This is a genomic window from Eubacterium segne, assembly GCF_014287775.1.
Classification (GTDB): Bacteria; Bacillota; Clostridia; order Lachnospirales; family Lachnospiraceae; genus Eubacterium_G; species Eubacterium_G segne.
Genome location: NZ_JACOOZ010000003.1, coordinates 290956 through 302594 on the forward strand (window position 1 = coordinate 290956; position 11639 = coordinate 302594).

An 11639-nucleotide genomic window follows, 5' to 3' on the forward strand; every position below is an offset into this window, starting at 1 on the left:
AGAATGTTCTAACTGCACTTCCCGGTTTTAAAAAAACGTGATGACGACAAGTGCACCAACTTACGTTGTGAACTACTCCCTAATATCTTCTAATAGACTAACACATATATTAACCTTATGCAAGTATAACACAATTTTATTTTTTTCAGATATTATTTATGAAACTCTATTCCATAAGATATATTTTTTTCATTATTAGCTGATAATTTGCACTCTCCAGCCTTGTCCTTTAATTCTCCGGTAAAGCCATCGTTATCTGTTCTGCCATACCACGGCTCAATACAAACAAAATCAGCCTCTCCCTTTGACCATATACCTACATATGGAAAACCTGCACAATAAAGTGAAATAAATGGTGTTCTGTCAGGTTTTAATATCCTCACCGTATGTAACTGACTGTTTTCAAAAATCAGTGCATCCTTATCAAACATATTTCTTGCAATATGACATGCATTTTTGTTTAATACAAGAGGATGTGATTCATCCGGATATGCTAAACCATTGCTTTGATTTATAAGAATGTAATGGGCAAATGCCTTTTCAGGAAATTCCAGATAATAATCCTCTCTGCTACATCTGTTATCTCTTGGAATGGCAAATCCCGGGTGTCCTCCAATAGAATAATACATATCATCGGTGCCATTATTCTTAACTTCCCATTCCACCTCTACCATTCTTGGATTGTCTGCTGAAAATCTGTGAGTAACTGTTAATTCAAAATCAAATGGATAGATTTTAAGACTTTCTTCATCAGCCTTTAAACAATGGGAAATACTGTTTTCTGTTTCAGCTACAAGTTCAAATTTCCTATCCCTTGCAAATCCATGCTGTGTTTTCATCTCGTATTCTTTTCCATTATATCTATAAACTCCATTATTTACCTTTCCTACAAAAGGAAATAAAATTGGTGCATGTCTGTTCCATACGTCAGGATTTGCACACCATATACGCTCCTCATTATTTTCCTTGTCATACACACTTACAAGTTCTGCCCCTTTATCTTCTATAGTTACTTTTAAATAGTCATTTTCAATTATGTGTTCTGCCATTTTAAAACCTCTCTTCATAGTATTTACGTTATAATCTGTTCATATTATACAATAATATAATAAAAATTTTAACCCAAATTTAATTATTTATTTGCATTTGTTATAGGGAAATTTATTTTTATGCATTTTCTAAAGAAAACAAAAAGCCATATCTGCACTAAAATACAGTTATGGCTCTTCTATATATTTTATAATTAATTTATGCTTCAAGCATTTTTTCAATTGTGGCAATCTTTGTACAAACTATAAGGATCTTGCTTGCCTTAACTAAATCTTCAGGTGTTGCATAGGATGGTGCAATTCTTATATTGCTGTCCTTTGGATCCTTTCCATATGGGTACGTTGCTCCTGCTCCTGTAAGAATCATACCTGCATCCTTACACATTGAAACAACCTTCTTTGCACAGCCTTCCATTACATCTAATGAAATAAAGTAACCGCCCTGTGGTTTTGTCCATGCGGCAATTTCCGCATCCTTTAATTCCTTGTCAAGCATTGATAATACAGCATCAAACTTTGGTCTTAAAAGAGCTGCGTGTTTCATCATGTGTGCTTTTACACCATCAAAATCCTTAAAAAACTTAACATGTCTTAACTGATTAATTTTGTCATATCCAATAGTCTGAATGCCCATCTGTTTCTTAATAAAAGCAATATTTGCCTTTGATGTAGCCATTGCTGCCACACCTGAACCCGGGAATGAAACCTTTGATGTTGAAGCAAACTCATATACCATATCAGGATTTCCTGCTTTTTCACATTCTTCCAATATATTTAATATTTTTTCCTGTTTGCTTTCATCTTCATATAAATGATGAATTGCATAAGCATTATCCCAGAATATTCTAAAATCCTTTGCTGCCGGCTTAAGGGCCGCAAAACGTCTTACAACTTCATCTGAATAAGCCACTCCTGTTGGGTTTGCGTACTTCGGTACACACCAGATACCTTTTATTGCCTCATCCTCTGATACAAGCTTTTCTACCATATCCATATCAGGACCATCTTCATTCATTGGCACATTAATCATTTCCACGCCAAAAAATTCTGTTATGGAAAAATGTCTGTCATATCCCGGAACAGGACATAACCACTTTACCTTATCTAATTTACACCAAGGTGTTTCACCTAACACACCATGTGTAAATGAACGTGACACGGTATCATACATAATGTTCAAACTTGCATTACCGAAAACTATAACATTTTCCGGTGAAACTTCCATAATATCTGCCATCATCTGTTTTGCTTCAGGTATTCCGTCTAAAAGTCCATAGTTTCTGCAATCAAAACCTACTGTTGTCTTATAGTCTGAATTTCCGTCAAGAACATTCATCATTCCCATGGAAAGATTTAACTGGTCTTCTCCCGGCTTTCCTCTTGACATATCAAGACTAATATCTGATTCAAGAATCTTTGCATATTCTTCCTTTAATTTTACAAGTTCCTCATTTAACTGCTCTTTTGATAAAGTATTGTACCCTGCCATTATTCCTTCTCCTCGCATAAAATAAATTAATTCTTCAGTACATCTATATTTTTAACCACATAATCAATCATTGATATAATTGTAAGTGCAAGGGAAATCCATATAAGAATTTCTCCTATAACATCAAATACTGCATATGGTAAATTTAATATAAGTACTATAATCATCAACATTTGAAATGTTGTTTTAAACTTTCCCCACCAACCGGCTGCAAGGACGATTCCCTGATCAGCAGCCAATGTTCTAAATCCACTGATAAACAATTCCCTGCTAATAATAATTATAACTATCCATGCAGGAATTTTATCCGGTGTAAGACAGATAAGCGCTGAACATACCAATAGCTTATCCGCTAATGGATCCATAAATTTTCCAAAATTAGTAACCAAATTATATTTTCTTGCGATTTTTCCATCAAGAAAATCCGTAAGACTTGCCAATATAAATATTGCCACTGCAATATAATTATTATATGTAATCCCATCTGCAAGTAAAAATATTACAAACACAGGAATACACAAAATTCTAAACACTGTCAATTTATTCGGTAAATTCATATAGCCTCCTAAACTTTACAAAACCAATTCTCCAATCAGGTCATAGTCATTTGTTCCGGTAACCTTTACCTTTACAAAATCTCCTGTCATCAGTTCTTCGTCTGTTACAATAAAAATATTACTGTCAACTCCCGGTATATCCATATATGTTCTTCCCATATATGCATGTTCACCGGATATATGTCCCTCTGTAAGCGCAACAAACTCTCTTCCCACAAGCTTTTCAGACTTTTCAAATACAATTTCCTGTTGTAATTCCATAATTTCATTACGACGGGAGATTTTTACTTCTTCATCTATCTGGTCTTCCATATTAGCCGCCGGAGTATTTTCCTCTGCTGAATATGTAAAAACCCCAAGTCTGTCAAATTCCATTTCATCAACAAATTCCATGGTTATCTGATGGTCTTCCCAGGTTTCTCCCGGAAATCCTGTAATTAGAGTAGTTCTAAGAACAATGTCCGGAATCTTACTTCTAAGCTTTGCAATAATGTCTCTTAACTGTTTATTGTCTGTTCTTCTTCCCATTCTCTTTAAAACATTATCACTGGCATGCTGAATAGGAATATCCAGATAATGGCATATCTTACTTTCTGATGCCATTACATCTATTAACTCATCATATATTTCTTCCGGATAGCAATATAATACTCTGATCCAGTACACTCCCGGAATTTTTGCCAGTTCTTTTAAAAGAACATGTAATGATTTTTTGCCATATAAATCAACACCATACATGGTTGTTTCCTGAGCCACCAAAATAAGTTCTTTTACACCGCTTTCAGCCAGCTCCTTAGCCTCTTTTAAAACGTCTTCCATCTTAACGCTTCGGTAATTTCCCCTTATTTTAGGAATAATACAGTATGTGCAATGTTTGTCACAACCTTCTGCTATTTTTAAATATGCATAACTTCCTGATGTGGATAAATTTCTCGGTGCATTTTCCCCTGCATGAATATCAATATTCTTAAGACAAAAAACCTTTTCCTTTTCCTTAAAGAAATCATTAAGTGCATCTGCAATGCTGTCTATTGCCGTTGTTCCTATGCATATGTCAATTTCAGGGATTTCTTCCTTAATTTCATAATAATAACGCTGTGCCAGACACCCTGCTAACACTAGTGCCTTGCAATTTCCTTCTTCCTTGTATCTTGCCATTTCAAAAATGGTATTAATGCTTTCTTCCTTTGCATCATTAATAAAGCAACAGCTGTTAATTACTATAATATCAGCTTCTCTTTCATCATCAGTAAACTGATAACCTGCTTTTTCAAGTATTCCCGACATATGCTCAGAATCCACAAGATTCTTATCACATCCTAATGATATAAACAGTACTTTCAAACAAAAAACTCCTTATTTTAAAATAAAGCCTAAGAAAAAGTGTCGTAACCGACACTTTATTCCTCTTCTTCGTCTTCGCCTAAAATTCTGATTTTAGAATTATATAATTCATCTACAGCTATTGATAATGGTTTCTTACCTTCTGCATTGTCAATAAGTGGTGTATCACCTGCTATTAACTGTCTTGCTCTTTTAGATGTAGCCATTACAATTGAATATCTGCTCTGTACTACCGGCTGCTCACCGTCTTCAACCTCACTGTTTGCAACTGCCATTAAATCTGAATATGATGGATGTAACATATTATTCTCCTCTCTTAAAACCTAAAATATCTTTTTTAATCTGTTCAACGAAATCCTTATCTGCTAAATCAGGATTGTCATCATTTCTTATGCCATCTATGTTTTTGGCACATGTTTCAACTTTATCATTAACGACAAAATAGTCGTATTTATCTAAATTATCTGTTTCCTCTGCTGCCTTTGCCAATCTGTCATTTATAACTTCTATGCTTTCTGTATTTCTTCCCACCAGCCTTTTCTTAAGTTCCTTAGCACTTGGTGGAAGAATGTATACCATAACTGCTTCCGGCTTTTTCTCCTTAACCTGCAGGGCACCCTGAGTTTCTATTTCCAGAATAACATCTTTTCCCTGATTAATGTTATCCTCAACAAACTGCCTTGGTGTACCATAATAATGGTCTACATATCCTGCATATTCAAGTAGTGCATCTTCATTTACCATTTTTTCAAACTTGTCGTTAGTAATGAAGTGATAATGAACACCATTTATCTCATTTTCTCTCGGCTGTCTGGTTGTTACTGAAACTGAAAACTCATAATTGTCATAATTATTTTTCAAATATTCCATAACAGTTCCTTTTCCAACTCCCGAAAATCCTGAAACAATAATTAATTTTCCTTTTTTCATGGATGTCACCTCTACTCTATATTCTGAATCTGCTCTCTAACTTTTTCAATTTCTGTTTTAAGTTCAATAGCCATATCTGATATTTCTGCATCAGTTGTTTTTGATAAAGTGGTATTTGCCTCGCGGTTCATTTCCTGGGCAATAAAGTCCAGCCTTCTGCCAACAGCTCCTCCCTGAATCAGGGTATCTTTCATGGTTTTTATATGACTGTCCAATCTTACTAATTCCTCATCAACACAAATCTTGTCTGCAAATATGGTAACTTCCTGAGCAATTCGTGCCTCGTCGATGCTTGCCTCATCTAATAATTCATTAATACGTGTAGTTATTTTTTCCTTATATTCTTCTACAATAACAGGAGACTTTTCAGTAATTTTTTCAACTAATACAATCATGTCATCTAATTTTGAAATCAAATCTTTCTTCAGATGTTCACCTTCCACTCTTCTGGTTTCAACTAACTTTTCAGTTGCCTGATCAATAGCTGAAATAACAAGTGACTGTATTACTTCTTCATCATCCTGACCGCTTTCTACCGTAATAACATCAGGGCTTTTAACTATAAAGCTGGTTTTAATGTCATTATCAATGCCTAAATCCTCACTGATTTGTGCAAAGCAGTCGTAATACTCCCTGGCTAATTCCTTATTGTATCTTATGCTTTCGCTTCCCTCACCGAGGTTTTCATATGTTACAAAAACGTCAATTTTTCCACGCTGCACGTATTTCTTCATTTCGTTACGCACCGCGCTTTCTAAGAAATTAAGCTTTCTTGGTAATTTTATTCCTAATTCTAAATATCTGTGGTTGACAGATTTCATTTCTACCGTAACTTTTCTGTCGCCTTCGGTAACTTCCGACCTGCCAAATCCTGTCATACTTTTTAGCATGTTGCCTCCTAATGAACTATTTGCCCATAATTCACTCTATTATAATTCATAGAAGCCTTACCGTCAAGGTTTGAGTTTCCTTGACTTAACCCTTATTTAATATTAAAATTTAATTTGTTACATTTTAAACAAAATTTTTAACTAATTAAGGAGACCTATATGGCTTTTGATGGAATAACCGTATCTGCTCTTGTTTCGGAATTTAATTCCCGTTTAGCAGAAGGTAGAATATATAAAATTGCCCAGACTGAATCTGATGAGCTTATGATTACATATAAGGCAGGAAAAACCCAGCATAAAATGCTTATTAGTGCTAATGCAAGTCTTCCCCTTGCTTATTTTACTGAAAATAACAAGCAGGCGCCTTTAACTGCGCCTAATTTTTGTATGCTTTTAAGAAAACATATTAATAGCGGAAGGATTTTAAGTATAACCCAGCCGGGACTTGAACGTATTATTGACTTTGAAATTCAGCATTTAGATGAATTAGGGGATGTAAAGGTAAAACATCTTATTGTTGAGCTTATGGGAAAACATAGTAACATAATTTTTACTGACGATAACAATACAATTATTGACAGTATTAAGCATGTAACTTCCGTTATGAGCTCTGTAAGGCAGGTTTTGCCGGGGAAACCTTATTTTATTCCTGAAACCATGGATAAGGCTAATCCTCTTGAAATCACAAGAGAAGATTTCTTTAATATTGTTTTTTCAAAGCCTATGGCATTGTCTAAGGCAATATATACCAGTTTTACCGGAATCAGTCCTACTATTGCCGAAAGCCTGTGTTTTGAAAACAAATTAGATTCTTCAATGCCTGCCAACACTATTGTTCACGGTGACCAGAATCTTATATGGATGAGTTTCTATTCTATGATTAATAAAATTAAAAAGCAGGAATTTTCCCCTGTAATTTACGAAAAGGATGGCAAACCGGAAGAGTTTAGTGCTATCCCTCTTTCAACTTATCCTGACTGCGTTGCAACAAATTATGAAAGTATAAGTGAACTTTTAGAAACCTACTATGCTAAGAAAAATCTTTACACAAGAATGCGGCAAAAGTCAGTTGACCTACGAAAAATAGTAACTAACGCCCTTGAAAGGGAAAACAAAAAATATAATCTTCAGTTGCACCAGTTAAAGGATACTGAAAAAAAAGACAAATATAAGGTTTATGGAGAGCTTCTTACCACATATGGCTATTCAATTACTCCCGGAACTAAAGTTTTTGAAACCACGGATTTTTATACCGGAAAGCCTGTTAAAATTACTCTTGACACTACTATGTCACCAATTGACAATGCCAAGAAGTTTTTTGAAAAATACACTAAATTAAAGAGAACTTATGAAGCCCTTAGTGAAATAATAAAGGAGACCAAAGCCTCCATAACCTATTTAGAATCCATTGACGTTTCCCTTGATATTGCTGACAGCGAAGAGGATTTAAAGGCAATTTCTAAGGAATTAAGGCAAACCGGTTATATTAAACATAGCTCTAAGGATAAAAACAAAAAAGACAGGGATAAAAGCAAGCCCCTTCATTTTATATCCTCTGACGGATTTGATATGTATGTGGGAAAAAACAACATCCAAAACGAAGAGCTCACTTTTAAGATTGCCACGGGAAATGACTGGTGGTTTCACAGCAAAACCTTCCCCGGCTCTCATGTTATAGTCAAATGCAATAACAAAGAGCTTCCTGATAATACTTTTGAGGAAGCTGCAAGACTTGCAGCCTTTTACTCAAAGGGTTCTAATCAGGATAAGGTTGAGATAGATTACATTCAGAAAAAACACATAAAGAAGGTTGCCGGTGCCATGCCCGGTTTTGTAATTTATCATACTAATTTTTCCATGACTATTGCCCCTGATATTTCAGGCATTAAAGAAGTCAAATAAATTTATTTGTAATTTAAAAGACAGGTATCTGATTTCATTAAAGAAATTTCTACCTGTCTTTTTATACTTTTTACGATTTTAATGTCAGCTATTATCCTAACAAATCATTATATAACTGCTGGTATTTTTCAGCTGATGCCTTCCATGAGAAATCAGCCTTCATAGCCCTTTCAACCATCTTGTTCCAATCACGTTTTTTATCATAAAATACATGTTCTGCGTATCTTACCGTACCCATCATCTCATGAGCATTATAATTGCTAAATGAGAATCCTGTACCTGTATTTTCGTATTCATTGTAAGGCTGTACCGTATCTTTTAATCCACCGGTTTCGCGGACTATCGGAAGTGTACCATATCTTAAACTCATAAGCTGACTAAGTCCACACGGTTCAAAGAGAGATGGCATAAGAAATGCATCACATGCGGCGTAAATCTTATGAGATAACTCCTCTGAATAGAAAATATTGGCAGATACGTCTTTTCCATATTTCCAGTCAAAATGTCTGAACATATTTTCGTATCTTTCTTCCCCTGTTCCTAAAATTACAAACTGAACTGCATCCTGACACAACTCATCCATAACGCATGCTATAAGATCAAGTCCCTTCTGATCCGTAAGTCTGCTTACAAGTCCTATCATCATTTTCTTTGGATTAACCTCTAATCCCAATTCCTTCTGCAGTGCTGTTTTATTTTTAACCTTTTCTTTTCTAAAATTCTCTACTGAGAAATTTTTGGCAATAAGGTTGTCTGTAGCCGGGTCATATTCCTTGTAATCAATTCCGTTTACAATTCCTCTTAAGCAGTTTGACCTTGCCCTCATAAGTCCATCTAAGCCTTCCCCATAAAACGGTGTTTTTATTTCCTGAGCATATGTATCACTAACTGTTGTTACCATATCAGCATAAACAATTCCACCCTTTAAGTAATTTCCATTATCATAATCCTTTAACTTATCAGATGTGAAATAATAATCTGATAGTCCTGCAATATCCTTTATGGTATCTATATCCCATACACCCTGGAATTTAAGGTTATGTATTGTCATAATCGACTTAATTCCACGATAGAAATCGCCATATGCGAAACTGTCATGTAAATATACAGGAATAAGTCCTGTCTGCCAGTCATGACAATGTATAACGTCAGGTCTGAAATCAATTACCGGAAGTGCTGACAACACAGCCCTTGAGAAAAATGCAAATTTTTCAAGGTCATATCTCACATCACTGTATGGCTTGTCTCCTGCAAAATAATATTCATTGTCAATGAAGTAATATTTAACCCCCTCATATTCCATTTCCATTATTCCAACATACTGTCTTCTCCAGCAAAGGTCCATATAAAAATGATTTAAATAAGTCATTTTATCCTTCCACTTCTGGTTCATACACATATATTTAGGAATAATAACTCTAACATCGTATTCTTTTTTGTCAAAACATTTTGGTAGTGAACCTACAACATCTGCAAGACCACCGGTCTTAATAAAAGGTGCACATTCTGATGCAACGAATAAAATTTTCTTCATAGTTTTACCTCCGGTTCATATTTTTCTTAAGTATATAATACTAAAAATGTCTGATAAATAAAAGGTATTTTTATCTGCATTTGTATTCTAACCTGATTTTGTCTGCAATTAATGCAATAAATTCTGAATTGGTAGGCTTACCCTTTTCCGCATTAATGGTGTAGCCAAACAATTCATCAATGGTGTCCATTCTTCCCCTGTTCCACGCAACTTCAATAGCATGTCTTATAGCTCTTTCCACTCTGCTTGATGTGGTCTGAAACTTCTTTGCAATGGTTGGATAAAGAATCTTTGTAATGGAATTAAGCATTTCCGGGTCATTAACCGACATAATAATTGCCTCTCTTAAATACTGATAGCCCTTAATATGAGCCGGAACTCCCACATCATGTATGATGTTTGTAACGTCCCCTTCAATATTTCTTTCCATAAACTGCTTTTTATCCTCATATGGAGCAATAAGCTTTTTATTTTCAGGTATTTTTCTGTTATATGAGCTTACGCTTTTTATTCTGTCAACAATCATATCCATTTCAAAGGGCTTTAACATATAGTAACCTGCCCCCATGCCAAAGGCATCCTGAATTACTGTCTCATTGCTTATGGCTGATGCAATTATGAAAAAAGGCAATTTAATCATACTGCCATCATTATGTATTTTGTTCATCAGTGACAGTCCGTCCATCTTTGGCATAATCAAATCAAGTATAACAACATCAGGGTTATTCTTCTTTATCATATCATATGCTTCTTCCCCATTAGTTGCCTTGCCAACTACCTCAATTTCACTGTCATCTGATAATTTATCACAAATATTGCTTATTATCTTCTCATTATCATCTACTATGGCTACGTTAATTTTCTCATTTTTTCTGCCATAATTTGTATTAATCACTCTATTTATACTGCTATTTCCCGTATTACTGATCATCATCTATCCTCCTGTTTGTCAAAATACAGTACTGTTTGAATTCTTTTGACAAAGAAGATTATAGATTGTATTTTGTTCCAGTTCAACTTAAAGAAATCGCATAAAAACCCATAATTCGACAAAGGGGTTTACATATAATTTTTTATGTAACATAAAAAGATTAAATACATCAATAAATCGCCAATTTAAAGTCGATTTTTTTACTGAAATGTCGATAAAAAATTAATTAATATAAACAATCATTTTTTCCTTATCTGACAATTCAATAACGTAACCATCTCTTAATTCGTAATACACTTTTGGCTTTAACAAAGTACCATTAACCCTTGTTCCATTAGTGGATGCATAGTCAGCCACCCTGTATTTTCCGTCTTTATATGAAATAACCACGTGTATTTTTGATATATAAGTCTCCGGTATTACAATATTGGCATTTTCTCTTCCAATGGTAAAAGGACTTTTGTTTATAACGTATTTTTTATTATTGTAAATAACCATTGCCTCCGGCTGCTGTGCCACCGGACGTCTTACAGGTTCTTCCTCTTTTTTATAATGTCTTGTAATGGTTTTTTTGCTTAAATCCTTTTTCTTTTTTAATTCTAAATGCGCCTCAGTAAAAGGATTTAACACCATTCCATCCAATCCCTCACAATCATTCATAAATGTATAGGCATCCATTGCTGCCATTCTTATAAGTGAAAATGTATTCATATAGTCCTCCGGTATCTGTTCATAAGAAGTAAATACCGGAAGAAGTCTTGCACGATTTCCATCTTTAACAATGTCAGGAGTCATTGATACCCCTTCCATTACCTCATCATATATTTCACAACCATCAAAGCCTGCCCTTACTGCCATAATTATTTCGGCATTTTGAAGCATATTCACAATATCCTTCCTTTTTACTTTCTTTTCAGGCTTCTTGTTGTATTTTTTTATCATGTCCTCTATTTCATAAGCCAGTTGAATATTATTTCTTCCCATAAATAATTCCTTTCTGCTATTTATTTTTC

Annotated in this window: 11 protein-coding genes; 1 reads left to right on the forward strand and 10 read right to left on the reverse strand. The window is 34.5% G+C overall.

What is annotated here, in order from left to right; genetic code table 11:
* Positions 1-152 precede the first annotated feature (152 nt).
* The 7 genes from H8S00_RS06025 to H8S00_RS06055 all read right to left on the reverse strand — a co-directional run bounded on the left by H8S00_RS06025 (position 153) and on the right by H8S00_RS06055 (position 6259).
* On the reverse strand, positions 153-1049 hold the full coding sequence (locus H8S00_RS06025; RefSeq protein ID WP_158576770.1) for an aldose 1-epimerase family protein: 897 nt from the start codon (positions 1047-1049) through the stop codon (positions 153-155).
* A 199-nt stretch (positions 1050-1248) separates the two neighbouring features.
* Positions 1249-2538 carry an aspartate aminotransferase type Ic gene (locus H8S00_RS06030; RefSeq protein ID WP_118588485.1) on the reverse strand — a complete coding sequence of 430 codons (1290 nt, stop codon included), beginning with the start codon at positions 2536-2538 and terminating at the stop codon, positions 1249-1251.
* Between the two features lie 26 nt (positions 2539-2564).
* Positions 2565-3095, reverse strand: a complete 531-nt coding sequence (gene pgsA, locus H8S00_RS06035; protein ID WP_021953218.1) for a CDP-diacylglycerol--glycerol-3-phosphate 3-phosphatidyltransferase — start codon at positions 3093-3095, stop codon at positions 2565-2567.
* A gap of 15 nt (positions 3096-3110) precedes the next feature.
* Positions 3111-4439: a 30S ribosomal protein S12 methylthiotransferase RimO gene (gene rimO, locus H8S00_RS06040; protein ID WP_118588484.1), complete on the reverse strand. Its 1329-nt coding sequence runs from the start codon at positions 4437-4439 to the stop codon at positions 3111-3113.
* Positions 4440-4495: 56 nt separating this feature from the next.
* Positions 4496-4741, reverse strand: coding sequence for a DNA-directed RNA polymerase subunit omega (rpoZ, locus tag H8S00_RS06045; protein WP_021953220.1), 246 nt, complete (start codon positions 4739-4741; stop codon positions 4496-4498).
* A 1-nt stretch (position 4742) separates the two neighbouring features.
* Complete coding sequence (gene gmk / locus H8S00_RS06050) at positions 4743-5369, reverse strand: guanylate kinase (RefSeq protein ID WP_021953221.1); 627 nt, start codon at positions 5367-5369, stop codon at positions 4743-4745.
* A gap of 11 nt (positions 5370-5380) precedes the next feature.
* Positions 5381-6259 carry a YicC/YloC family endoribonuclease gene (locus H8S00_RS06055; RefSeq protein WP_021953222.1) on the reverse strand — a complete coding sequence of 293 codons (879 nt, stop codon included), beginning with the start codon at positions 6257-6259 and terminating at the stop codon, positions 5381-5383.
* A 159-nt stretch (positions 6260-6418) separates the two neighbouring features.
* Here H8S00_RS06055 and H8S00_RS06060 point away from each other — a divergent pair, with 159 nt between their 5' ends.
* Positions 6419-8161, forward strand: a complete 1743-nt coding sequence (locus H8S00_RS06060) for an Rqc2 family fibronectin-binding protein (RefSeq protein ID WP_118588483.1) — start codon at positions 6419-6421, stop codon at positions 8159-8161.
* Positions 8162-8252: 91 nt separating this feature from the next.
* Here the strand turns inward: H8S00_RS06060 and glgA are convergent, their stop codons facing one another.
* From glgA to H8S00_RS06075, 3 genes are all read right to left on the reverse strand, one after another.
* On the reverse strand, positions 8253-9695 hold the full coding sequence (gene glgA / locus H8S00_RS06065) for a glycogen synthase GlgA (protein ID WP_021953224.1): 1443 nt from the start codon (positions 9693-9695) through the stop codon (positions 8253-8255).
* Between the two features lie 70 nt (positions 9696-9765).
* Positions 9766-10629, reverse strand: coding sequence for a sporulation transcription factor Spo0A (spo0A, locus tag H8S00_RS06070; protein ID WP_243052971.1), 864 nt, complete (start codon positions 10627-10629; stop codon positions 9766-9768).
* 219 nt (positions 10630-10848) lie between these two features.
* Positions 10849-11610, reverse strand: a complete 762-nt coding sequence (locus H8S00_RS06075) for an FHA domain-containing protein (protein WP_118588481.1) — start codon at positions 11608-11610, stop codon at positions 10849-10851.
* Positions 11611-11639: the final 29 nt, after the last annotated feature.

Coding starts and splice junctions, on each gene's coding strand:
- H8S00_RS06060 (WP_118588483.1), top strand. CDS start 6,419: ATGGCTTTTGATGGAATAACCGTATCTGCTCTTGTTTCGGAATTTAAT.
- H8S00_RS06030 (WP_118588485.1), bottom strand. CDS start 2,538: ATGGCAGGGTACAATACTTTATCAAAAGAGCAGTTAAATGAGGAACTT.
- H8S00_RS06025 (WP_158576770.1), bottom strand. CDS start 1,049: ATGGCAGAACACATAATTGAAAATGACTATTTAAAAGTAACTATAGAA.
- H8S00_RS06075 (WP_118588481.1), bottom strand. CDS start 11,610: ATGGGAAGAAATAATATTCAACTGGCTTATGAAATAGAGGACATGATA.
- H8S00_RS06055 (WP_021953222.1), bottom strand. CDS start 6,259: ATGCTAAAAAGTATGACAGGATTTGGCAGGTCGGAAGTTACCGAAGGC.
- spo0A (WP_243052971.1), bottom strand. CDS start 10,629: ATGATGATCAGTAATACGGGAAATAGCAGTATAAATAGAGTGATTAAT.
- pgsA (WP_021953218.1), bottom strand. CDS start 3,095: ATGAATTTACCGAATAAATTGACAGTGTTTAGAATTTTGTGTATTCCT.
- gmk (WP_021953221.1), bottom strand. CDS start 5,369: ATGAAAAAAGGAAAATTAATTATTGTTTCAGGATTTTCGGGAGTTGGA.
- rpoZ (WP_021953220.1), bottom strand. CDS start 4,741: ATGTTACATCCATCATATTCAGATTTAATGGCAGTTGCAAACAGTGAG.
- glgA (WP_021953224.1), bottom strand. CDS start 9,695: ATGAAGAAAATTTTATTCGTTGCATCAGAATGTGCACCTTTTATTAAG.